The sequence below is a fragment of the Maricaulis sp. genome (assembly GCF_017642925.1).
Classification (GTDB): Bacteria; Pseudomonadota; Alphaproteobacteria; order Caulobacterales; family Maricaulaceae; genus Maricaulis.
This window is the reverse complement of the sequence record NZ_JAEPOL010000003.1, coordinates 48,153-70,859: the sequence shown is the minus strand read 5'-3', so window position 1 is coordinate 70,859 and position 22,707 is coordinate 48,153. Positions and strand designations below refer to the sequence as shown.

Annotated in this window: 18 protein-coding genes; 2 read left to right on the top strand and 16 right to left on the bottom strand. The window is 64.5% G+C overall.

Going from position 1 to position 22,707, the window contains the following annotated elements; genetic code table 11:
• Nucleotides 1–18: 18 nt before the first annotated feature.
• The 16 genes from JJ918_RS03305 to JJ918_RS03230 form a co-directional block, all read right to left on the bottom strand.
• Nucleotides 19–1,248: a hypothetical protein gene (locus JJ918_RS03305; protein ID WP_291883220.1), complete on the bottom strand. Its 1,230-nt coding sequence runs from the start codon at nucleotides 1,246–1,248 to the stop codon at nucleotides 19–21.
• Nucleotides 1,249–1,355: 107 nt separating this feature from the next.
• Entirely contained in the window at nucleotides 1,356–2,213 is an 858-nt protein-coding gene (locus tag JJ918_RS03300; protein WP_291883218.1) for an outer membrane lipoprotein-sorting protein, read from the bottom strand.
• A complete protein-coding gene (locus JJ918_RS03295) occupies nucleotides 2,182–4,533 on the bottom strand; it encodes an MMPL family transporter (protein WP_291883217.1) in 2,352 nt (783 codons plus the stop codon). Before JJ918_RS03295 ends, JJ918_RS03300 begins: the two co-directional genes overlap by 32 nt.
• A 306-nt stretch (nucleotides 4,534–4,839) precedes the next feature.
• Nucleotides 4,840–5,163 carry a hypothetical protein gene (locus JJ918_RS03290; protein WP_291883215.1) on the bottom strand — a complete coding sequence of 108 codons (324 nt, stop codon included), beginning with the start codon at nucleotides 5,161–5,163 and terminating at the stop codon, nucleotides 4,840–4,842.
• A gap of 39 nt (nucleotides 5,164–5,202) precedes the next feature.
• Nucleotides 5,203–6,003: an AAA family ATPase gene (locus JJ918_RS03285; RefSeq protein ID WP_291883213.1), complete on the bottom strand. Its 801-nt coding sequence runs from the start codon at nucleotides 6,001–6,003 to the stop codon at nucleotides 5,203–5,205.
• Nucleotides 6,000–6,995 (bottom strand): flagellar biosynthesis-like protein (FlhF), encoded by a 996-nt coding sequence (locus tag JJ918_RS03280; protein ID WP_291883209.1) that lies wholly within the window; start codon nucleotides 6,993–6,995, stop codon nucleotides 6,000–6,002. Before JJ918_RS03280 ends, JJ918_RS03285 begins: the two co-directional genes overlap by 4 nt.
• A 33-nt stretch (nucleotides 6,996–7,028) precedes the next feature.
• Nucleotides 7,029–9,083, bottom strand: coding sequence for a flagellar biosynthesis protein FlhA (gene flhA / locus JJ918_RS03275; RefSeq protein WP_367277630.1), 2,055 nt, complete (start codon nucleotides 9,081–9,083; stop codon nucleotides 7,029–7,031).
• Nucleotides 9,084–9,173: 90 nt separating this feature from the next.
• The gene (locus tag JJ918_RS03270; RefSeq protein WP_291883203.1) at nucleotides 9,174–10,544 is read right to left on the bottom strand and encodes a sigma-54-dependent Fis family transcriptional regulator; all 1,371 of its coding nucleotides are present in this window, start codon (nucleotides 10,542–10,544) and stop codon (nucleotides 9,174–9,176) included.
• 24 nt (nucleotides 10,545–10,568) lie between these two features.
• Nucleotides 10,569–10,841 (bottom strand): flagellar motor switch protein FliN, encoded by a 273-nt coding sequence (gene fliN / locus JJ918_RS03265; RefSeq protein ID WP_348509235.1) that lies wholly within the window; start codon nucleotides 10,839–10,841, stop codon nucleotides 10,569–10,571.
• 101 nt (nucleotides 10,842–10,942) lie between these two features.
• Complete coding sequence (locus JJ918_RS03260; RefSeq protein ID WP_291883198.1) at nucleotides 10,943–11,593, bottom strand: FliH/SctL family protein; 651 nt, start codon at nucleotides 11,591–11,593, stop codon at nucleotides 10,943–10,945.
• A 14-nt stretch (nucleotides 11,594–11,607) separates the two neighbouring features.
• Nucleotides 11,608–12,630 carry a flagellar motor switch protein FliG gene (gene fliG / locus JJ918_RS03255; protein ID WP_271185668.1) on the bottom strand — a complete coding sequence of 341 codons (1,023 nt, stop codon included), beginning with the start codon at nucleotides 12,628–12,630 and terminating at the stop codon, nucleotides 11,608–11,610.
• An 8-nt stretch (nucleotides 12,631–12,638) separates the two neighbouring features.
• A complete protein-coding gene (gene fliF, locus JJ918_RS03250; RefSeq protein ID WP_291883194.1) occupies nucleotides 12,639–14,255 on the bottom strand; it encodes a flagellar basal-body MS-ring/collar protein FliF in 1,617 nt (538 codons plus the stop codon).
• Between the two features lie 216 nt (nucleotides 14,256–14,471).
• Nucleotides 14,472–14,741, bottom strand: a complete 270-nt coding sequence (locus JJ918_RS03245; RefSeq protein WP_271185670.1) for a DUF1153 domain-containing protein — start codon at nucleotides 14,739–14,741, stop codon at nucleotides 14,472–14,474.
• 205 nt (nucleotides 14,742–14,946) lie between these two features.
• A complete protein-coding gene (locus tag JJ918_RS03240) occupies nucleotides 14,947–16,338 on the bottom strand; it encodes a flagellar hook protein FlgE (protein ID WP_291883189.1) in 1,392 nt (463 codons plus the stop codon).
• A 96-nt stretch (nucleotides 16,339–16,434) separates the two neighbouring features.
• Nucleotides 16,435–17,130 (bottom strand): flagellar hook capping FlgD N-terminal domain-containing protein, encoded by a 696-nt coding sequence (locus JJ918_RS03235; protein ID WP_291883186.1) that lies wholly within the window; start codon nucleotides 17,128–17,130, stop codon nucleotides 16,435–16,437.
• A gap of 13 nt (nucleotides 17,131–17,143) precedes the next feature.
• Nucleotides 17,144–19,084, bottom strand: a complete 1,941-nt coding sequence (locus JJ918_RS03230) for a flagellar hook-length control protein FliK (protein WP_291883183.1) — start codon at nucleotides 19,082–19,084, stop codon at nucleotides 17,144–17,146.
• Between the two features lie 505 nt (nucleotides 19,085–19,589).
• On the opposite strand from JJ918_RS03230, the gene flgK reads away from it, so the two are divergent.
• Nucleotides 19,590–21,731 (top strand): flagellar hook-associated protein FlgK, encoded by a 2,142-nt coding sequence (flgK, locus tag JJ918_RS03225; RefSeq protein WP_291883181.1) that lies wholly within the window; start codon nucleotides 19,590–19,592, stop codon nucleotides 21,729–21,731.
• Between the two features lie 14 nt (nucleotides 21,732–21,745).
• Complete coding sequence (locus tag JJ918_RS03220; RefSeq protein ID WP_291883178.1) at nucleotides 21,746–22,660, top strand: flagellin; 915 nt, start codon at nucleotides 21,746–21,748, stop codon at nucleotides 22,658–22,660.
• The last annotated feature ends 47 nt before the right edge of the window (nucleotides 22,661–22,707 follow it).

Sequence of the window (22,707 nt, the reverse complement as noted above, 5' to 3'; positions counted from 1 at the left end):
CTCTCGCTTCGCCCGGCCTCAGAAGTGCCGGGTCAGGCGAAGGGTGAGCGCATCGTCGCGGTCGGCCGGAAAAAGGGCGTCCCGTTCGTCCACATTGAGCGTAAACCGCCCTTCGAGTTCCAGGAATATATAGGAGCCGAAACGGCGCTCCGCTTCGATCAGGGCTGCGGTCGAGCCATTTTCCGTATCGATGACCGCCCCGCCGAGGATCGCGGTGTCGTTGATATCGTTCAGCGCCAGCCGTCCGCCCAGGAAGATATCATTGTCGAAAGCGGTCGGCGGCGCGATGGCGGGATCGCTGTCCCGTCCGTCGAGGTGATACTCCGCCAGCACGCCGAAATCGGCACCGGACGCCGTAATGCCGTAGAAGGTGTATTCCAGCCCGCCGGAAAACGCGCCGAACGTGTCGCCCTGACCTTCGCGGACAATCGCTTCGCCCTTCCACAGCCAGGGGCCGCGCGTCAGCTGCACATCGGCGGAGACCTGGGTGATGATCCGGTAGAGCGGATGCAGGCTGTCGCCGCTGTCCGAGATCGCGAAGACGGGCTCGCGGTCCGTGCCGTGAAAGGCCGCCAGACCGAGATCCCAGTCTCCCAGGAAATGGCTCCACCGCGCGGCGAGGTCGACATGGCGTTCCTCGTCGGCATGTTCATACAGCGGTGCTTGCGTCACCGGCAGCGGACCGCGCAGCCGTCCGTCGCGGCCGGGGAATGTCCGCTCGCGGAAGCCGGGCAGGAGGAAGAATTCCAGCCGCCCCCAGTCGCGCTGGCTCGTCAGGCGAAGGGCGGGCTGGCCCAGCTTGTCCTCGCCGTCGGAATCCTCGACGAGATCGGTCTGGTTGATGATGTCCACCAGATGGCGTGACTCAGTGACACCCCAGAATACCTTTATGAGGCCGGTTTCGAGCGTGAATGTGTCACCTATGTAGCGGTAAAATCCCTCCCGCAGATCAGCATGGGTCCGCTCGTCATCGGTGCTGTCGATCCGCGCCCAGGGCACGACGACCAGCTGATGCCGGCGATCCTCGCTGCGCCAGCGGAAATCGCCTTCCAGGATGATCGACGACTGCACATCGTCCGACTGTCCGGGCCAGGCCGGATCGTCCAGGAAGATACGGGTCTCGACCCCGGCCGACCCGCCGATATCCCAGTCCTGGGCGTGGGCGGTGGCGTGGGCCAGGCCGATAACGGCTGCAAGGATCAGCGCGGGCAGAACAAGCGAGCGCAGGGTTCGCAGTGAAGGAAGCATCGGAGGTCTCGTTGACTGGAGAGTGCCGCAGCTGCGCCCGTTGGGCATTGGCGCAGCTGCGGCAGGGCACGGGTCCGGGTGAACCGCCGGACCCCGTGCGGTCGGGGTCAGTACTGGCGTTCCAGAACGCCGCGCACGAAATCATTGTCGGAAAGGCCGACGTCGAATTCGTAGTCGCTGTAGACCAGCTCGGTGGACTTGCCGGTCTGGTGATTGGTCATCGTCAGGGCGTGTGCCCGCCAGATGCCGTCGCCGTATTCGCGGTAGTCGGTCAGGTCGAGCGTCTTGAGGAGATCGCCGCGGCGGTCGAAGAACTCGATCCGCCGGATCTGGTAGATGTCCTGGTCGATGTAGGAGACTTGGCGCGAATAGCCGGAATTTTCGTAGCGCGGGAAACGCTCGACGACATCAACCGTCATCGTTTCGCCGCCGATCTCGACATCACCGGACGAGACGTAGTTGTGCTCGTATTTGTTCAGCTCGACCGCCGTGAAGTCCTCGAACGCGAACTCGGACCCGACAAACGGACCGGACTTGTTGGCCGAAGAGATGCGGCGCACGCGCGCCAGCGCCGGCAGGTAGAGCCACTGATCGTCCGGCTCGAGAATTCGGGCATGCGAGAGAAGCGCCGTTCCCTCGACGTCCGCCGGCGTGTGGAACACCACGACCGACTTGTCGCCGACCGTATTGTCCGCACGCTCCAGCGTCTGGAAGCTCAGCTCGCGGCTGGTTTCCTGGCCCGCAGCATTGCGCAGCACCATGCGGGCCTCCACACGGCTGTCGCCGAAGCCATTGTCGGAATTGTCCGACCGCATGGCGATCTCATAGCCCTGCCGCTCGCTGTCGCTGTCGACCCAGTCGGGCAGGTCGATATCCTGCGCGATCGCGGAAGGAGTGGCGATGACGGCGAAGGCCGCCGTCGCCAGAAGGGCGTTACGCCACAGGTTGGTAGTCAGGGTCTTCATTGGACTTTTCTCCGGATTGGGTCTTGGGGGCGGTCAGCTTGGACAGCTCGACCAACAGGGCCGGCAGGAGCAGGAAATCGAGCACCAGGGCGAAGACGATCGCCAGGGCGGTCAGGAGTCCCATGTCGGCGTTCAGTTTGAAGGTGGACATGGCGAGCACGGCGAAGCCGGCCGCCAGGATGATGGTGTTGATCACCACCGCCATGCCGACAGTCTCGAAGGCATAGCGGATGGCCTCGGCGGTCGAGGCGCCGCGTTCCATACGGGCCCGCCGGTACTTGGTGAGGAAGTGGACAGTGTCGTCGACGACGATGCCAAGCGAGACCGCACCGACGGCTGCGACCGAGAAGCCCACCGTACCCACCAGCAACGCCCAGGTCCCGAATGTCGTGAGAATGGGCAGTGTGTTGGGGATGAGGCTCAGCAGGCCGAGGCGGAAGGAACGCAGTGCCATCACCATGACCAGGCCGATGGCCAGGATGGCGATGATATTGCCCGAGATCATCGAGTTGACGTTCCGCTCGGCGACATAGGCAAACATCACCTGCGCACCGGTTGCGGATGTATGCATGTAGTCCGGCGTGTTCTCGGCGAGCCAGGCTTCGGCCGCGTCGAGGAAGTCCTTGGTCTCCCGCGTCGTGACATTGTCCAGCGTCACCGTCATGCGGGTGGCCGACTTGTCGATATTGATGCGGTCGTTGAGATCCAGGCCGTAGGGTAGGGAGAGTTCGTAGAGCAGCAAGTATTGCGCTGCGAGGCTGCGGTCGTCCGGGATGCGGAAATAGGCCGGATCGTCCTCGTGCATGTTGCGGTTCAGGCGCCGCATGATGTCGGTGATGGAGTAGACGTGGGTCACACCATCCTGCTGCCGCGCCCAGCTGGCGAAGGCATCGAGCCGTTCAAGATAGACCGGATCCGACACGCCGCCGGCGCCGTCGGCCGGGACCGAGAACTCGATCGGATAGAGGCCGAAATACTCCAGCGCCGTGTCATTGTCCTGACGGACTTCGAGGGAGGGCGAGAAGTAGTTCACCCACTGATCGTTGAACTCGATCGTCGGGATCAGTGCGATGAGTGCTGCGCTGGCTGCCGAAGACGCGATCAGCACACCCCGGCTGTGCCGGGTGACGAAGCCGGCCAGCTGCCCCATGCGCGCGGTCGCATCCTTGCCATCGGCCTTGCGCGGCGCGGCCTTCATCGGCAGCACGCTGACGATGGCCGGCAGGAAGGTGATCGAAAGCAGCCAGGCAGCGGCGATGCCGATCGCCGTCATCGTGCCGAGATGCCCGAAGGGCGGTGCGTCGGACAGGTTCAGCGCCATGAAGCCGATGATGGTCGTCAGCGAGGTGATCGTGACGGCGAGGAAGTTGATCCGTACGGCGTCCACGATGGCGTCGCGCTTGGGCAGGCCGTCACGCATGCGTTGGCGCATCGACATGAGAATATGGATCGAGTCCGCGATGGCGAGCGTCAGGACAATGGTCGGGGCAGAAGCCGAGACCGGCGTCAGTCCTATCGCCAGGAAGCCGGCCGACCCCATCGATACGATCGAGGAGAACAGGATCAGGAACAGCGTCGCGACGGTGCCGCTGACCGACCGGATCGCGACCATCATGATGGCCAGCAGAACGAGGTACATCAGCGGGATGAGCTTCGCCATGTCGCCCATCCCGGACTCCATGAAGGCGTTATTCATCATCGAGACGCCTGAGAGGGCGATGTCGATGTCCGGATAGTCCGCCTCGATCCGGTCGCGCAGTGCGCGAACGACGGCGACGGCCTCGGGGACTTCCATCGCGCTCTCTTCGGGGTATTGGAGCACGATGTTGATCGCGGTGACGCTGGCGTCCTCGGTGATCAGCTGGTTGCGCAGAAGCGGCTCATTGAGGGCGACGGCGCTGCGTTCGGACAGTTCGGTGTCGCTGAGCGTACGGGCACCGCGAACCAGGTCCTCGACAATCAGATTGTCGCCGTCGGCCCAGGTGTGCTGGAAGTTGGTGATGGAATCCACGCGGATCGCGTAGGGAACCTGCCAGCCCGCTTCGGTGATCTCTTCGACCGCAGCGAGGGTTGTCTGGCTGAAGACATTGCCGTCGGCCGGCCGGACCACAATCAGGAAGTTGTCGTTCTTGGTGTAGGTGGCCTGGAAGTTTTCGAAGGCAGCCAGTTCCGGATTTTCGTCCGAGAAAAAGGCCCGGTAGTTGGTGTCGAAGGCCAGGCGCGGCATGCCCATGGCAAAGCCGACCGTAGCCAGGATTGTGGCGAGGATGACAATCCAGCGCCAGCGGATCATGGCTTCGGCGAGGGCCGTCGCAAACATGTCCGTGCGATTTCTGATAGCGCCCATTTCGGGTCCTTTCGCGCATGCGGTCTCGTGCCGGGGTCGCGCTGGACGACCCGGCGGGACGCCCGGGCGTCCGTGGTCAGTGTTTCGATTTGGTGGGGGCGGCCCACAGGGGCCGGGGCCGTCAGGCCGGTTTGGCAGTTCTCATCGCATTTCCCTCGTCTTGGCGGCCAGGCGGCTGGCTGCGGGACAGATGGGACAGGCGGCGGCATTCCGCCAATTGATGAGGCGAATATCGCTTATCGGATATTCGAATAATGGTGCGCGAAGGTGCGGGGCGGCTCACTTGCGCCCGTATTTCCGCTTCACCCAGAAAATGCCGCCGATGGCGACCATGTACAGGGCAAGGCGGAGCAGGACGACGATACCGCCGCGCTCGTCGAGTCTGGAAATCGCAAAATCAAAAGCGAAATCAGGTGGAACGCCGGTAGCCCAGCGGTAGAAGAAGGGTGCTGCCGCATCCGCGAAAAACGCAATGGCCGCGGCCGCTGGCCATTGCGGCCATTTGCGCATGATCAGTGCAGCGACCAGCGACAGGACAATCAGCAGCCACCAGTCAAAGCCGGTAAAGCCGGAGGCCAGCCGGTCTCCAAACGTCTCGTACATCCCCCAAGCGCTCCCCTACGCTTACGTCCGGGAGACAGTTTAGGCCGCTTCTTTGCCGCGCGCGAGTGATCCTGCAAGTGCCTGCAGATCCTTGGCAGCGTCGCAGGCCGGGGCCCGAACGGACACACAGGTCTGGTTGCGGATCGCCGCCGGCACGTTGACGTCCCGCCGGACAATACCGGCCAGTGTCGGCGTGAAGCTGAGGAAGGCCTCGCAGGTCTTCTTGAAGGCGCCGAAAGCCTCGCGTGCCGTGGTCATGTCGGGCGCGTTGTTGACGACGACCAGCGGCGCGGCTCCGTCGTCGTGCAGGCGCAGCGTTTTCACAAAGGCGTAGGCATCGGTCAGCGAGGTGGGTTCGTCATTGATGACGATCACCACATCGTCCGCCGTCAGCGCCAGTCGCACCGTCGCGCGGTCGGCGCCGGCGGCGAGATCCAGGATGGCGCGATCATAGGAGAGGGCGAGTGCGGCGACGCCCGAGGCCAGCTTGGTCAGGCCCGGCCCGGCCAGATTGGCCAGAGCGCCGGAGCCGGAGCGGCCGGAGATCACATCGAAGCCGCCGCGCTTCTGGGAACCGCCGAAGGCCGGGCCCACCGCGTCGGTCAGGGAAACCTTGCCGTTGAGCACGCTGGTGATGTCCGCGGCGGGCTGGAGGCCCAGCTGGACGTCGATATTCGCCATGCCCAGATCGCCATCGACCAGCAGGACCCGTTCCCCCATTTGCGAGAAGGCATGGGCCATACCGATCGCGGACGCGGTCTTGCCGACCCCGCCCTTGCCGGAGGCAATCGCCAGGATACGGCCGGCGGAGCGGTCTTGCGGTGCGGATGCGAGCTTCATTGGTCCGCCTCTTCAAACGGCGTGTCACGGTCTTCGATGAGAACCCGGGCCAGGCGCAAGGGCGTGGCCGGGGCCAGTCCGCCCCCGATGAAGGGGGTGGACGAGATCTGCGCAAAGGCCAGCCCGGTTTCGCCAACGCCCAGGATCGCACCAAGGCGCCGGCTGGTATCGAGCTTGACCGGGATGCAGCGGCTGGCGCCGATCGAGGCGAACAGCGATGCGGCATCCTCGGCGTCTTCGGGGGTCAGCCCGGCATCGAAGACATAGATGATTTCAGCCCCGGCAGAGTCGGCGAAAGCGAGCGTCATGTCCAGATCGTCCAGCTCGAACGGGTTCACCGCCGGGCTGTCGATCAGGACGGGGCCTTCAATGTCGGCGACCGCATCGATCATTTCACGCGGATCGTCGGCGGTGATGAATTCGGCGCCCATACGCTTGGCCAGGGCCCGCAGCCGCTCGTCGGCGCCGGCGCGCTCGCCGTCGCACGAGATAAGGGTGGGCTTGGCGCCGGCGGTTATCGCGCGTGCCGCTGTTTTTGCGAGCGCCGAAGTCTTGCCGACACCCGGTGTGCCCGCGAACAAGAGGGCGTGCTCGGGCACTGCGGGCAGCGGCTGGAAGGTGTAGCGGCTCTCGATCGCGTGGGCGAGGCGGGCGACGGCCTGACCGTCCGACAGATCGTGGGCGGCGCGGATCAGGGCCTGGGCGGCGCTACCGGGCGTGCGGTGGAAACCAAGCGCGCGGATCACGCGATCCAGGTCGCCGTCCTCGCGCATGCCGCGTTCGATCTCGGCCTCGGCGTGCAGCCGTTCGGCGCGCTCGCGTACCGGCTCGGCCGGTTCGCGCACATAGGCCGTCTCGGCGGCAGCACGCACCTGCACACCGCCGCCGGGGGCGTCGGATGTCGCAATGATCACCGCATCCGGACCCATTTCACGACGTACATCGGCCATGGCCTGGGTCAGGGACGGGGCAGAGAAGGTTTTCAGGCGCATGGTTGGTTCAGTTCACACGGGGGTTCCGGCCGGTCAGCCGACATGGCCCAGGGTCTTCAGACGTGCGCTGGGGTGGATCTCGTTCTGCGATATCACCACCGTTTGCGGGCGGAAACGTTCCACCAGGGAGCGCACATACGGACGAATCATCGGGCTCGTCAGCAGTACAGGAACCTGACCCTGTGCCGATGCGGTTTCAAAAGAGTTTCTGATCGCAGCGACGAAATCGTGCAGCTTCGAGGGGGCGAGCGCAAGCTGCTTGCGGTCCCCTTCGCCGATCAGCGACTCCATGAAAGCCTGTTCCCACTGCGGACCGAGGGCCAGAACCGGCAGGTTGCCGTCGAAGGATTTGTTGGCGTGACAGATCTGCCGGGCCAGGCGCGTGCGGACATGCTCGACGATCGCATCGAGATGCTGGGTCGTGGCGCTGGCTTCGGCGATGCCTTCCATGATCGTGGACAGGTCGCGGATGGAGACACGCTCGCGGATCAGCGACTGCAGGACACGCTGGATGCCGGCGCGGCTGATCTGGGCCGGCGCGATATCGTCGACCAGCTTCTTGTGTTCCTTCGACAGCTTGTCGATCAGCTTCTCGACTTCGGCATAGGACAGCAGGTCCGCCATGTTTTCGCGCAGCTGCTCGGTCAGGTGCGTCACCAGGACGGCAGCCGGCTCGACAATCGTATAGCCGCGGAAGGTCGCTTCTTCGCGCATGCCCTCGTCGATCCAGGTCGCCGGCAGGCCGAAAGTGGGCTCCTTCACGTGATCGCCGGGCATGTCGATCGGCAGGCCGGCCGGATCCATCACCAGGAGCTTGTGCAGGCGCAGCTCGCCGCGGCCGGCTTCCAGCTCCTTGATGCGGATCGTGTACTCGTTATTGCCCAGCGCCATGTTGTCGACGATGCGGACCGCCGGCGTGACAAAGCCCATTTCCTCGGCCAGCGAGCGGCGCAGTGCCTTGATCTGGTCGGTCAGCTTGCGGCCGTCGACATCATTGATCAGTGGCAGCAGGCCATAGCCCAGCTCGATCTTCAGCTCGTCGATGGCCAGACTTTCCTCGATGGGCGCATCGCCGCTCGACTTGCTGGCGGCCTCTTCGGCGACCTTTCCGGCTTTTGCCTCTTCCTCTTCTCGCGCCTTGCGTTCGGCCACATCGCGATTCATCCAGGCGAGGGAGCCGGCGCCGGCCGCCATCAGGGCGAAGGGCAGGAAGGGCATGCCGGGCAGGATGCCGACCATCAGGGCAACGCCGGAAACCAGGCCCAGGCCTTGCGGATTGGCCGTCAGCTGACCGAAGACGGCCTTGTCGGCTTCACCGTCGACGCCGGCCTTGGAGACCAGCAGGCCCGCGGCCACGGAAATGATCAGGGCGGGGATCTGGGAGACCAGACCGTCGCCGATCGTCAGGGTGGAGTAGGCGCTGGCGGCGTCCGGGAAGGACATGCCCGACTGCACGACACCGATGATGATGCCGCCGATCAGGTTGATCGCCGTGATCATCAGGCCGGCCATGGCATCGCCGCGCACGAATTTCGAGGCACCGTCCATGGCGCCGAAGAAATTGCTCTCGCCTTCCAGCTCGGAGCGCCGCTTGCGGGCCTCGTCTTCATTGATCAGGCCGGCCGACAGATCGGCGTCGATGGCCATCTGCTTGCCGGGCATGGCATCGAGGGTGAAGCGGGCCGCGACTTCCGCGATCCGGCCGGAACCCTTGGTGATGACGACGAAGTTCACGATCACCAGGATCGAGAACACGATCACGCCGATGACGACATTGCCCTGCATGACGAAGGCGCCGAAGGCTTCGATCACCTCGCCGGCCGCGTTGGTGCCTTCATGGCCACGCGACAGGATGAGGCGCGTCGAGGCGATATTCAGGCCCAGGCGCAGCAAGGTGGTGATCAGCAGCACCGCCGGAAAGGCCGAGAATTCCAGCGGCTTCTTGATAAAGAGCGCCGTCATCAGCACCAGCACCGACACCGAGATGGAGATGGCCAGCGAGAAGTCCAGCAGCATGCGCGGCATGGGCAGGAGCAGCATCACCAGGATAGCGAGAATGCCCACGGCCAGCGCCACATCGCCGCGCATGACGCGGTTCAGGAAGGCGCGGGTATCAAATCCGCCCGCGTTGGACGCGGCGGTTTCGGATGCTGCGGTGTCGACCACGATCTAGTCCAATCAGGCTACGGAGGCGCCGGTTACAGGCTGGTTGGGAGCGGGAATATCCACGCCCTGGTCCGAATAGAGTTTCAGCTTGTTGCGCAGGGTGCGGATCGAGATGCCGAGAATGTTGGCGGCATGGGTCCGGTTGCCCAGGCAATGATCGAGCGTGTTCAGGATCAGGTCCTGCTCCACCTCGGCTACGGTGCGGCCGATCATGTCGGTCTGTACCGATTGCGCGGCATCGGCCGCCTGACGGGCGACGCTGTTGCCCGAACCGGTGAAGGCCGACCCGTCCGGCATGCGGATCGCATCCGGCGTGATCTCGCGGCCGGATGCCAGCAGCACCGCGCGGTGCATGGCGTTTTCCAGTTCGCGGACGTTGCCGGTCCATTCGCGGGCCAGGAGCTGGGTCTTGGCCGCTTCGGAAATCGGCCGCTCCTCGATCGCATTGGCGGTGGCATACTTCTTGGTGAAGTGCTCGGCCAGCGCCAGAATGTCGGCCGGGCGCTCGCGCAGCGGCGGCAGGGCCAGGTTGACGACGTTCAGGCGGAACAGCAGGTCTTCGCGGAAGATGCCTTCGGCCACGGCCTTGCGCAGGTCGCGGTTCGAGGTCGCCAGGATGCGGATGTTCACCTTGACCGGCTTGGTGCCGCCGACCCGGTCGATCTCGCGTTCCTGGATGGCGCGCAGCAGCTTGGCCTGCAGGCGGATATCCATCTCCGAGATTTCGTCCAGCAGCAGCGTGCCGCCATCGGCTTCCTCGAACTTGCCCACGCGGCGGGCAATCGCGCCGGTAAAGGCGCCTTTCTCGTGACCGAAGAGTTCCGATTCCAGGAGGTTTTCCGGGATCGCGGCACAGTTGACGGAGACGAAGGGGGCCGAAGCGCGCTTGGACTTGGAGTGGACGTAGCGCGCCATCACTTCCTTACCGGAGCCGCTTTCACCCGTGATGAGGACGGAGGCGTCGGAGGCGGCGATACGGTCGGCGAGGTGGATGACGGCCTGCATGGACGGGTCGCGGGCGATCATCGGGCGTTCGTCATCGGCGATGGCTTCCAGGACGGCAGCGATCAGATCGGCGTCCGGCGGCATCGGGATGAATTCCTTGGCGCCGGCGCGGATCGCGGCCGCGGCGGCTTCCGGACGGACATTCACGCCGCAGGCGACGACCGGCACGGAAATGCGCTCGGCCTCGTTGGCGGCGATCAGGGCCTGGACGTCCAGCGACAGGTCGACCATGAGCAGGTCGGCGCCGCGCCCGGCGCGCAGGTGCGCGGTGGCCTGTTCGATCGTGTCGACCTGGGAGACCTTGGCGCCCCGGTCCAGGGCGATCTTGGTGGCGGTGTGCAATTGTCCGCCGAGGCTGCCAACTATCAGAATGCGCATGGTGTTACTCCGTCCTCAGGCGGCCTAGGCCGCGTCCCCGTCCTTGATGATTTCCGTCATGGTCACGCCGAGCCGGTCGTCGACCACGACGACTTCGCCGCGGGCCACCAGCCGGTTGTTGACGTAGATGTCGATCGCTTCGCCGATCTTGCGGTCCAGCTCGACCACCGATCCGGAGGTGAGCTTGAGAAGCGAGTTCACGTCGATATGGGCCTTGCCCAGCACCGCCGAGATGTTGACCGGGACATCGAAAACCGGCGCCAGATCGGCGGCGTTTTTCGCATCGTCTTCCAGCATCTGGTCGGCTTTCGGCGCGGGCGCCGTCGCCGGTACCTGCTGCGCGTCATTGCCCAGATCAGGCAGGTCGAAATTGTTTTCGTCAGCCATTCTGGCCTCCTTCAAGCAGCAGACGCGCCGGCCGATTGGCCGGAAACGCCGTCGGTGCTGTCATCTTCACTGGGGCCCGCTGCGAGCCAGCGGGCCACCACATCGTTGAGCCGCGCTTCGATTTCCTCGGCGCTGCGCTGGACCGCGCCGGCGCCCCATTCCATGCGGACATCGGCGCTGCGCATGCCGGCATCGCCGCGCACCGAGATCGCGCCTTCAAACCCCGCATCGCGGGCGGTCGCTTCGAGGCGATCCGACAGGTCCTCGACGAGTTCGGCTGCGCACCGTACGGACAGGCGCGGCTCGGACCGCAGATCCTGGACGGTTTCACGCGCCAGGCTGTCGATGGTCTCAAGGGGGTAAGCCGACAGGGCTTCACCGGCGATCTTGCGGGCGGCCGACACAGCCAAGCCGGCAGCCTCATGGCGCAGGGCCTCCGATTCATGGGCCAGACGCGACAGGATCAGCTGCATCTGGGAGGCGATGGCCTGCAGCGCGTCGGCGCAGCGGCCTTCCTCCATCTCACGGCCTTCCTCGACGCCCCACATGCGGGCCGCGTCGACATCGTCCTGGGTGAAGAAGCGCTTGTAGCTTTCTCCTTCGCGCAGGATTTCGCCATTGCGGTCGAACTCGGTATCGAAGTCGAATTTGACAGGATTCATCGTTCGTCCGCTCCCTAGTAGATCAGTTCATCGTCGGCGCCGCCGTCGGCGAGCATGATCTCGCCCTTGGCCGCCAGATCCTTGGCCACCGAGACGATGGCCTGTTGTGCCTGGTCCACGTCTTTCAGGCGCACCGGACCCATTGCCCCCATGTCTTCGCGCATGATCTTCGCGGCGCGTTCGGACATGTTGGAGAAAAACAGGTCGCGCAGGCTGTCGGACGCGCCTTTCAGCGCCAGGCCCAACTGGTCCTTGTCGATCGAACGCATCAGCGTCTGGATACCGCCCGGGTCCAGCTTGGACAGGTCTTCGAAGACGAACATCAGCGAGCGGATCTTCTCAGCGCTCTCGCGATTGCGCTCTTCGAGGGCGGCGAGGAAGCGGTTTTCCGTCTGACGGTCGAAATTGTTGAAGATCGACGCCATCATCTCGTGGCTGTCATGTTTGGAGGTGCGCGCCAGGTTGGACATGAATTCGGTGCGCAGCGTTTCCTCGATCCGGTCGAGAATCTCGCGCTGCACCGGCTCCATGCGCAGCATCCGGGTCACCACTTCCAGGGCGAAATCTTCCGGCAGGGCGGCCAGAACGCGCGACGCATGCTCGGACTTCACCTTGGACAGCACGACGGCGACGGTTTGCGGGTATTCGTTCTTCAGGTAGTTCGCCAGAACCACCTCGTTCACATTGCCCAGCTTGTCCCACATGGTCCGGCCGGCCGGGCCACGCAGCTCTTCCATGATCGCCTCGACCTTTTCGCCAGGCAGGAAAGAGGTCAGCAGCCGCTGGGTGGCCTCGAACGAGCCCATCAGCGAGCCGGTGGAGGACATCTGGCCGACGAAGTCGACGATCAGTTTTTCCACGGCGCTCGACGTGACGGTGCCCAGATTGGACATCGCCTGGGAAACCTCGCGGATTTCCTCCTCGTCGAGGTGCTGCCAGATCGACTCGCCCTCGTCGCCGAGCGCCAGCAGCATCACGGCAGCCTTTTCCGGGCCGGTGAGTCTGGCGGGATCTTCTATGGCGCGCTTCTCAGACATGGCCGGGCTTACCCTTCATGCAGCCAGGAACGGAGGATCGCGATCGATTCCTCGGGATGGGATTCAACGATGTTGGCGACTTTCTTCAGCGAGGACGCCTTCACCTGGCCGTCGATCTTCTCGATATCGATCGAGTCGTTGCCGCCGCTTGCGGGAAGGGCTGCCGGACGTTCGCCCTGGGCCGGCAGTGCCATTGGCGTCGGTCCAGCGTCGGCGCCGGCCGCAGCCAGCGCCAGGCCTTGCGGCATGGCCACGCCGCTGGCGCCTTTGACCAGGGGGCGCGCAACCAGGAAGATGATCAGCAGGGCCGTCACGAACAGGACGATGATTTCCGCGACCCGCATGATGTCGGCTTTCGACAGGGACAGCGGGCTGCTTGCGGGCGTGCCCAGCAGCGGGTCGCCACGGGCGAATTCGATCTGACGAACCGTAAGGGCATCACCCCGATCATCGCTGAAGCCCATGGCCGAGCGGACGAGGGCCTCGATCTGCTCGATCTGGGCCTGCGGGCGTTCGCGCCAAACCGTGGTGCCATCTTCCTGCACTTCAACGATACCGTCGACGGCAACGGCGACAGACAGGCGTTCGATGGCGCCGGCTTCGACAACTTCGGTCCGCGTGGTGCTGGACAGGGCGTAGTTGACGGTTTCGCTGGACGTCTCGCGATTGGCGACATTGCTGGCGCCTTCGGTCTCGCCATTGGCGCCGTCGGGCAGGTTTTCGGAGGCCGAGACACGGTTGCCGGATCCTTCGCGATCGCTGGAGACGTCTTCGGAACGCTCGCGCGACAGCAGGACAGAACCTTCCGGATCATACGTCTCGGAGCTCTGCGTGACGCTCTGACGGTTCAGGTCGGCCGTCACCTGGACGCGAGCCGCGCCGGAGCCGACAACGCCTTCGACAATGTCCAGAATGTTGCGGCGCAGTTCGGCTTCAACTTCTCCGCGGCGTTCGTCCATGAAGACCGCACCGGCATTTTCTCCATCGACCGTGCCGGCCAGCTGGCGTCCGCGATCGTCGGCGAGGGCGACCCGGCCCGGCTCGAGGCCGGCGCCGGAGGCGACGATATTGCGAATCACGCGGATCTGTTCGGCGTTCAGACGCTGACCGGTGGAGACCGTAACGGCGGCCGTCGGCTCTTGCTGGTCGCGGGCAAACAGGCGGCGCTCGGGCAGGTTCAGGTGCACCCGCGCACTGTCGACAAAGGCCATGGACTGGATCGTGCGCGCCAGCTCGCCTTCCAGCGCGCGTTTGGCGTTCAGGTTCTGGACAAAACTGGTCTGGCCGAAATTGTCCTGGCGGTCGAAAATCTCGTAGCCGACCGAGGCGCCGGACAGGGGGCCGGAGGACGCGACCCGCACGCGGGCCTCGTCAACCTGGGCCGTGTCGACATAGATGGCGGTGCCGCCTTCACGGATTTCATAGGCGATGTTCGCCTGGTCGAGCAGTTGGCTGGTGGATGCTGCTTCCGCCGGGTCGAGACCCGAATACAGGAGCGACTGGCTGCCACCGCCAACGGCGCCGGAAAAATAGACAAGCGCCGCGGCCACACCCACGGCGAGACCGAAGATGGCGGTCAGGCGCCCGGCGCCAAAAGCCTTGAACTGGTCGAGTAGAGCGTTCACGGAGAATCCTGCCTTACGTCCCTGCTTCATCAGCGAAGCACTGGGCAGAATTTTCCTACCGGTCTCGTAAACGAGGGTTTAATGACGCTTAATAGGAAATGCACTCCACCCGTCGAGACCAGGCAGAGCACACAATCACGATGTGCAATTGACATGTTGAACGGCGACCCGGGGGGAAGGGCCGCCGTTCGGAAACGCTAGTTAAAGGGGGGACAACTAGCGATACTGTTGCAGGCGCGTCGTGCGCAGCCCGGCCAGTCCATGCTTGTCGATGGAACGCTGCCAGCCCAGGAATTCCTCGACCGTCAGCGAATAGCGTGCACATGCGTCCTCGAGCGAAAGCAGGCCACCTCTCACGGCCGCGACCACTTCAGCCTTGCGACGAACGACCCAGCGCTGGGTGCTCGGCTTGGGCAGGTCCGCCAGGGTGAGAGGGCTACCATCCGGTCCAATGACATAATTTTCTTTTTTAAGGCGCGGCTGCATGTCCGACCCCCGTTGTTCTTGTTTGTAGGGTCACCCTACACAGCGCCCTTTAACATCCACCTAAACCGCTGGGTAAATTTGTGTTTAAGGCACTCGATAGAATTTGTGTCGAATTGGCAGACCGCGGCATGCCCCTCAGGCGGCAAAAAAAGAAGGGGGCGCCCGAGGCGCCCCCTTCAGACCATTCTGGGGATCAGAGCGGCCTCTAGCGCTTCATCCGGATCGCCTCGTCCAGCATCTCGTCAGCCGTGGTGATGATCTTCGACGATGCGGAGTAGGCGCGCTGAGTCGTGATCAGGCTGGTGAACTCGGTTGCCAGATCGACGTTGGAGCTTTCCAGCGTCGAGGAGGCGATATTGCCGGCCGTTCCCAGACCCGGACGCGTCAGGGTGTAGGCTCCGGATTCGGGAGTAACGGTAAATGTGCCGCCGGACTGCGCTTCCAGTCCATCCGGATTCGTGAAGGTCGCGACCGGAATCTGGTAGATCTTGCGGACGATCCCGTTTGTGAACTTTGCGAAGACGAAGCCGTCCTCGTCCACATCGACACTGGCGAAGTTCCCGAATGCAGAGCCGTTCACATTGGTCGAACCCAGGTTGGACGGGCTGTCATACTGGGTGAAGCCGCCGGCCGAGTTCGCGCCACCGAAATCCAGGGCGATGGACTGGGCGTCGATACCGGTCGATGCCGCCCACTGGAATTGGTTGGCACCGAGGGCCGCGACGTTGCTCGATGCCAGGAAGTCGAGCGAGGTCGGCAGCGTGGTATTGGCGACGTCAAGGCGGCCATTCTCGTCAAACGCAACTGTGCCCGTCAGCAGCTGGCCGTCGACAAGGCCGGCGCCGGTCGTCACGTCGGAGGCCGGCGACATGTGAACTTCGGCATGCCATTCATTCGTCGTTGCGCTTTTCAGCATGGAGATGGTCAGCGTGCGGACGCCGCCAACACTGTCATAGAAGGGAATGGAGCGCTGGAAGTCCGGCGTGACATTACCCGATGCCATGTTGTTGGCGCTGATTGTCGGGTCGTAGGTCGCTTCGTCTGCTGAAACGGCCTGGCGCTGGTAGAGGTTGGCGTTGAATGACATCGTCGTCGATGCTTCAGCGGCGCCCCCGATGGATGACAGGTTGATTGTCTCCAGATTGTTCAGATCCGACGGGTTGGCTGTCACCGAGCCGTCTGACGCGACGGGCCAGCCAGCCAGATACATGCCGGCGTCATTCTTCAGATAACCATTTTCGTCCGGCAGGAAACGGCCAGATCGGGTAAACGCAACCGTATCGTTCGAGTCGGCATTGGGGGTTTCGCGCACCACGAAGAAGCCGCGGCCGGCGATGGCCAGGTCGGTGCTGGTGGTGCCGGGTTGCAGCAGGCCGCCTTCGGAAATCGCCAGACGTGCAACCGAATTCACGCCGGCTGCGGTATAGCGCGAGCTGGCAGAGTTGCCGCCACCATCATAAAGCGGCGTGAACACGGAATTGGCGCGCTTGTAGCCGATCGTGTTGACGTTGGAGATGTTGTCCGAAATCGCGGCAAGCGCGCTTGAATTGGCAATGAGGCCGGAAGCGCCGGCCAAAAGCGCGGAATTGATGCTCATAGTGCATGCTCCTTGCGTACTTGGTTCTTGTTTGGAGCTTTCTGCTGCGTTGGTTGGGGCTGCCTTCTGGCGGCCCGTCAGGCCGGCGGGCCTGCTCTATTCAGTCGGTTCCAGATAGGGATTGTCCTCGACACCTCCCGCCCCGGCTTCACGAACGGCCAGGATGGAGGAGAGCGGGACGCTGATATTGCCCATCTGGACGATCACTTCGCTACCGGACATGTCGACACCCGTTACACGGCCCGATGCGCGGATTTCGGCGGTGATGCTTTCGCCATCGGCATTCGTGGCGATCACGTCCAGCGTGTAGACGCCTTCTTCCAGATCGGCACCGTTTTCGCTCTTGCCGTCCCATTCGAATTCGTGGGAACCGGCCGTCACTTCGCCGGTCGAGCGGGCAACGATACGTTCGCCCTGTTTGACGACCAGCGTCACGGACTCGGCGTCGTCGGGCAGGATGTACTCCCAGTTGGCGCTGCCATTTTCCATGTAGGCCATAGGTGTGTCGGCCATGGCGACACGGCCGATATAGCCGACCGAGTTCGCCTGGGCGGCGGCCGATTGCAGGATCAGCAGGCTCTCCAGATTCTGGTTCTGGGCGATCTGCTGTTCCACGCTCGAGAAATCGACCAGCTGGTTCACGAACTGGGTTGAATCCAGCGGATTCAGCGGATCCTGGTTCTTCATCTGCTCGGTGAGCAGGGTGAGGAACATCTCGAAATTGTCGGCGAGGCCTGTGCGCGAATTGACAAGCGAAGGGCTTGACTGGGTCGCACTCGTGACTTCGGTCATTCTCGCGTCTCCCTTACACCCGCATGTCCACGCCGCTCCGGCGGGACAGCAGGAAACCGTATTTCGATTGCTGGACGATCGGCGCCGTGGCCTCGTCGGTCAGCCCGATCTCGCCGCCTTCGGCAAAGATCGGCATGGTGGTTGCCGACGGGTCGCGCTGCGAACCCGGCGTGTCACCGCCTTCATCGCGCAGCTGGAATGTCAGACCCTCTTCGGCCAGTTCCAGGCCTGCCTCATTGAGGCTGCGTTCCAGATCCCGCGCGGCGCGTTGCAGTTCCGCAAGCGTTTCAGGGCGTTCCGCGGATAGAACAGCGTGGACGCGATTGTCGGCCCGCAGTTCCAGGCGCACATCCACCTTGCCGAGCTCGGCCGGGTCGAGACGGATGTCGAAGACGCGCTGGCCATTGTTGAACTGGCGCGTGATCTGTCCGGCCAGATGCTGGGCGGTATGCGGCGCAAAGCGCGGCAGACTGGCGCCGGCCCGATCGACGGATGCGCGGACATCGCCGGTGCGGTTCAGCTGGATCTCGGCATCGGATTGTGCGGCGTCAGCGTCGATCTCGAGCGGCTGGACCGGGGCTTGGTCAGCGCCTCCTGCAGGCTGGGCGAGAGCCTGCATCAGCGGTGACATAGCCAGTGCATTCGGGTCACGTTGCGGCGACATAGACGTAACATTGCTGCCCTCCGCTGTCGCATTTGACTGGACGGAGCCCTGTCCGGTTGGCGTGGCCGGAACCTGCTGGCCTGCCACAGTCGCGGACTTGCCGTTCGACGACTTGGCGGATGCCGAATTGCCGCCGGTTTCCAGGATAGCCGGACGGTGCGACGTCTCGCGCAGCGGGGCCGGTGCCTGTCCGGTTTGCTGCTGCGGCATTGCATTGGCCGTTGCTGCTGTGGCGGCGGCGGTAGTGGCCCCGGCCGTGGCGGCCTGGCTTTGAGCGCCGGTCGGCATGGCCGAAGTCTTGGCTGAGCCTGACGACGCCGCGGCATTTTCCGATGCAGCCGGAGACGTGGCATCCGGCTGGGCGGGCATGGCCGTCTGCGTGCCTGCATTGGCTGTCTGGGCCGGCTTGTCCGGCCTGGTGCCGGATGCGTCCGGTGTGGGCGAAGCTGACGGAGCCGTGTTGGCGGTCTTGCTGGCAGTGTCCGTGGTCTTGGCGGTAGAGGCCTGCTTGGCAGGTTCGGTGGCGAGGTCAGGTGCATCGGCGCCTGGCTGCGATCCCGGCGTGCTGTTCGATGCCGGGTTCGTAACGGTGGGAGCCGTCGCCCGGCCGGTATTCTGTACCGGAGCTGCGGTCGCGGACTTTGCGGATGTGCTGCTCTGGGTGTTCGCGGAAGCGGGGGCAGCGCGGGTAGCCTCGGCTGTTGTGCTGTCCGGTGCTTGCGCGGCACCGTCTGCTGCCGGTGCGGGCACAGCCGTGTTGCCTGGTGCGGCGGTCGCGGGTGCAGTTCCGGGGGGCACCGCCGAAGCGGCTTGCGCGGGCTGAGCCGTCGGCTGGGCGGCGGTCTGCTGCACAGCCGGTTGAGCAGCGGCGGGCCTGCCGGTTTCGGCGGACTTGCCCTGGGCCGGTTTCTGGCTGGTCGCAGTCACGTCCTGAACGTCTGCAGGCGCGTCGGTCGCAGTCGCAGGTGCCGGGGCGGGCTGACCCGAGGCGGGTGTATTGCCCGAATGGCCCGCGGCAGGTGCATTGCCCGTATTGCCGGTGTTGGCCGCGTCGGACGGAACAGCGCGCTCGCCGGCTTTGGCCTGGCCTGCCGGTTTGCGGACCGGGGCCTCTTCCGTACTGCGCGCGGTCTCGACCATGTCGGAGAAAGCGCTCTCGCGGGTGCTGTCCGTGTCGCCCTGACGGCGGCCTGCATCGCCGGCCGGCCGGCCGGTCGCGCCGGAGCGATCGACCGCGGCCGCCGTGTCGGCGCTCCGGGGGAGGTTGGCAGTGGGAAAACCCGATTGCATGTCCGGTCCATCTTGTTCTTGCGGCGCCATCCGCGCCTGGCTTGCCGATCCGGTCGCAAGGGGCGTGCCAGTTTCGATTTGATCTAACCATCAGAAAATACGTATTAATTTCCCGGTAACCGGGTGGCTCGACGGGTTCTGCCCGGCGAAACTTTCCCGGTGGTGGGCCGAAGCTGCCGGTCTGCGCCTCACGCACCCGCCCGGCCTCGCGCGCGGGCGCGATCCTGTTCTCCCGGCACGGTTTCCCGGGTGCCGGACAGAGGCCGGTGCGGTCATCGGAAAACTGGCCCGCCCCTTGCGACGTCAGGAACAGGCCGATCCGTCTCGCGGATGGCCGCTGAACAGATCGAATGCGCAAAGGTCGAATTATCACAATGGGTTACGAGATGGCAGCTTGGCTTGAACACGGTGTGCGCCGCCCCTGGCGACCCGGCAAGGCTTGCCGTGCCGGCGGCAGAATTGACCGCCCGGCCCGTCTGATCGGCCTGCGCGCAGGGAGCGGAACATGTCGCTGAACGGAATCCTCGGAAACGCGCTGTCGGGCCTTTCGGCCAGCCAGGCCGGCCTGCGCGCCACGTCCAACAATGTCGCCAACGTCAACACACCCGGCTATGCCCGCACGGAAGCGCTCCTGCAGGCCCGCAATGTCGGCGGCGTGGCGATGGGTGTGGAAGTCGTCGGCATCCACCGGATTGTCGACCGCCACCTCCAGATCGCGTCCCTGCGGGCGATCAGCGATGCCGGTGCGGCCGAGCTGAGCGCCAACATGCTCGACCGGGTGCAGTCGCAATTCGGCAAGCTGGACGATGCCGGCTCGCTGTTCTCGCGCATGAATGCGGCTTTCTCCGGCCTGTCGCAGGCGAGTGTCGATCCGACCCTCGCCGTGGCGCGCCTGTCGGCGGCTTCCGACCTGCAATCCTTCTTCGACGAGGCCAAGCGCCTGTCCGGCGAGATCCGGAACTACCGTCTGGAGTCGGACTCGAAGATCAATGCCAATGTCACGCGGGTCAACGAGATCATCAACGAGCTCTATGAGCTCAATTCCAGCGTCCAGAGCCTCGCCACGACCGGCGGCGACACGTCCGGCGCCGAGAACCGCCAGTCCGAACTGCTGGACGAACTGTCGCAATACATGGACGTACGCTCGGACTACCAGCCTGACGGCCGGGTCGTGGTGCGTACCGGCGATGGCGTGCTGCTGCTGGACAATTACCCGGCCAAGCTGAGCTATGATGCCGGCGGCACGGGTGCCTATGGCATCGATTACGGCAACATCTTCGTCCAGCCGCCCAATGGCGGCACGGCGCAACAGCTGGACAGCCATATCACCAGCGGCGAGCTGCGCGCGCTCATCGACATGCGGGACAAGGAATTGCCCGCCATGGCCGAAGAGCTGGCCGAGCTGACCGCGGGCGCAGCCGACGCGCTGAACGCGGCACACAACAATGCCACCGCCTATCCGCCGCCGCAGACGCTGAGTGGTCGCAATACCGGCCTGGAAGGCACGGACTTGCACAATTTCACGGGCGCGACCACGCTGGCCGTGACGGACAATACCGGCACGCTGGTTCGGCGCGTCGATATCGATTTTGACGCCGGCACGCTGTCGGTCGATGGCGGTCCGGCCGCTGCGATCGGTACGACGGTGGCCAGCCTGACCACGGCGATCGACACGGCGCTGGGCGGTGTCGGGTCGGCCAGTTTTGCCAATGGCCAGCTGACGATTGCCGCGGATGCCGCGGCCAACGGTATCGCCACCCTGCAGGATGACGTCAATCCCAGCGACCGGGGCGGCCGCGGTTTTGCGCACTTCTTCGGTCTCAATGATGTCGTGCAGTCGGCCAAGCCCGGCTTTTTCGAAACCGGCATGACCGGTGCTGAGCTGCACGGATTTGCCGGCGGTTCCACGATCAGCTTTGAAGTGAAGACGGCAGCGGGTGACCGGGTTACGACGGTCGACATCCCGATGGTCGCCGGTCAGAGCTTCAACGATGTCATCGCCGCGCTGAACAACACCACAACGGGTGTCGGCCGTTATGTCACCTTCAGCCTCGACGCCAATGGCGAGCTGACCTCGACGCCGAATGCCGGCTATGAGGCCTTCGATGTCAACCTGACCGGCGACACCACGTCGCGGCCGGGTTCGGGCCTGGCCTTCTCGGAAATCTTCGGCGTCGGCCTGGAAGCCCGCGCCGGGCGTTCGGAAAGCTTCGGGGTCGATCCGGCAATCCGGTCGAACGCCTCGCGGCTGGCCCTGGCCCAGCTGGACATCGATGGCGCGACGGTTGTCGGCGATGTCGTGGTGACGGCCGGCGACAATCGCGGCGGCATCGCCCTGCAGGGCGCCTTGACCAATCCCCGCAGCTTCGATGCAGCCGGTTCGCTCAACCGCACGACGGTGAGCCTGCAGGACTACGCGTCCCGCATGGCCGGTGCGGTCGGCTCTCGCGCCTCGCGCGCCGAGAGTGTTGCTGAGTCGGCCGCCGTGTTGCGTGAGACCGCGGCCCAGAAACGCACCGATGTGGAAGGGGTCAATCTCGACGAGGAACTCGCCGCGATGACGCGCTTCCAGACATCCTACAACGCATCGGCCCGCATGCTGCAGGCCGCCAAGGAAATGACCGATATTCTCCTGAATATCATCTAGGAGGTTTTGTACTCATGACGCGCATTTCCACCTATGCCGCCAACCAGTCGGCGCTGATGGACCTGATGAAGGCCCAGAAGCAGATGTTCGAGGCGCAGCAACAGCTGACGACCGGCAAGCTGGTGCACGATCTCAAGGGCGTCGGCTATCAGGCCGAGATGCTGTCGGCCGCCCGCGCCGCGGAAACCCAGGCCAAGAGCTATGAGGAAGCTGCGACGCGCACCGAGACCCGGCTGGCCGCCCAGGACACGGCGCTGGAGCAGATCGCCGACGCCGCCAACAGCCTGCGCCTTGCGATCACCACCAAGGAAGGCGACTACATCATGCAGCAGACGCGCGAGGCCTTCTACGAGGTCACCAACGCGCTCAATACGCAGCATGCCGGCACCTATCTGTTCAGCGGCACGCGCACCGATGTGCCGTCGGTCGGAATTTCGGATCTGTCGGACCTTGTGCCCATGGCGAATGCCGACGAGGCCTTCCAGAACAATGACCGCAAGCCGCAGGTCCAGCTCGACCAGAACTATTCGATCGAGGTGGGTATGCTGGCCAGCGATGTCGGCGGCGATGTGATGGCGTCCTTCAAGCGGATCGCCGATTTCGACGCAGGCCCGAACGGGCCCTTCGCCAGCCCGCTTTCCGCGGCGCAGGAAGCCTTCCTGCAGACCGAGATCCAGAATGTCGTGTCTGCGCTGGACAATCTGCATGCCCGCGTCGGCGAGAACGGTACGCGGCAGGCGCATGTGGAGAATCTGAAGACCAATCATGTCGAGCGCCAGGACTTCATCACCCTGATGATTTCCGACATCGAGGACGCCGACATGGCCGAGGCCGCGACCCGTTTCCAGCAGGCCCAGACGGCCGTGCAGGTCTCGGCGGCGACCTTCTCCTCGCTGAACCAGGTTTCGCTGCTGAACTATCTGCGGTAGCGCGCCGTTGCGGGGCTGAGCATTGTGCGAGTGGCTATCTCGAATAA

What these genes read in the sequence shown, in the direction of transcription:
- JJ918_RS03260 (WP_291883198.1), bottom strand. Translation starts at nt 11,593, where the DNA reads ATGAATCCTGTCAAATTCGACTTCGATACCGAGTTCGACCGCAATGGC.
- JJ918_RS03220 (WP_291883178.1), top strand. Translation starts at nt 21,746, where the DNA reads ATGACGCGCATTTCCACCTATGCCGCCAACCAGTCGGCGCTGATGGAC.
- JJ918_RS03295 (WP_291883217.1), bottom strand. Translation starts at nt 4,533, where the DNA reads ATGTTTGCGACGGCCCTCGCCGAAGCCATGATCCGCTGGCGCTGGATT.
- JJ918_RS03300 (WP_291883218.1), bottom strand. Translation starts at nt 2,213, where the DNA reads ATGAAGACCCTGACTACCAACCTGTGGCGTAACGCCCTTCTGGCGACG.
- flgK (WP_291883181.1), top strand. Translation starts at nt 19,590, where the DNA reads ATGTCGCTGAACGGAATCCTCGGAAACGCGCTGTCGGGCCTTTCGGCC.
- JJ918_RS03305 (WP_291883220.1), bottom strand. Translation starts at nt 1,248, where the DNA reads ATGCTTCCTTCACTGCGAACCCTGCGCTCGCTTGTTCTGCCCGCGCTG.
- JJ918_RS03270 (WP_291883203.1), bottom strand. Translation starts at nt 10,544, where the DNA reads ATGCGCATTCTGATAGTTGGCAGCCTCGGCGGACAATTGCACACCGCC.
- JJ918_RS03240 (WP_291883189.1), bottom strand. Translation starts at nt 16,338, where the DNA reads ATGAGCATCAATTCCGCGCTTTTGGCCGGCGCTTCCGGCCTCATTGCC.
- fliG (WP_271185668.1), bottom strand. Translation starts at nt 12,630, where the DNA reads ATGTCTGAGAAGCGCGCCATAGAAGATCCCGCCAGACTCACCGGCCCG.
- flhA (WP_367277630.1), bottom strand. Translation starts at nt 9,083, where the DNA reads ATGCGCGGCGATGTGGCGCTGGCCGTGGGCATTCTCGCTATCCTGGTG.
- fliN (WP_348509235.1), bottom strand. Translation starts at nt 10,841, where the DNA reads ATGCTGGAAGACGATGCGAAAAACGCCGCCGATCTGGCGCCGGTTTTC.
- JJ918_RS03290 (WP_291883215.1), bottom strand. Translation starts at nt 5,163, where the DNA reads ATGTACGAGACGTTTGGAGACCGGCTGGCCTCCGGCTTTACCGGCTTT.
- JJ918_RS03230 (WP_291883183.1), bottom strand. Translation starts at nt 19,084, where the DNA reads ATGCAATCGGGTTTTCCCACTGCCAACCTCCCCCGGAGCGCCGACACG.
- JJ918_RS03280 (WP_291883209.1), bottom strand. Translation starts at nt 6,995, where the DNA reads ATGCGCCTGAAAACCTTCTCTGCCCCGTCCCTGACCCAGGCCATGGCC.
- JJ918_RS03245 (WP_271185670.1), bottom strand. Translation starts at nt 14,741, where the DNA reads ATGCAGCCGCGCCTTAAAAAAGAAAATTATGTCATTGGACCGGATGGT.
- JJ918_RS03235 (WP_291883186.1), bottom strand. Translation starts at nt 17,130, where the DNA reads ATGACCGAAGTCACGAGTGCGACCCAGTCAAGCCCTTCGCTTGTCAAT.
- JJ918_RS03285 (WP_291883213.1), bottom strand. Translation starts at nt 6,003, where the DNA reads ATGAAGCTCGCATCCGCACCGCAAGACCGCTCCGCCGGCCGTATCCTG.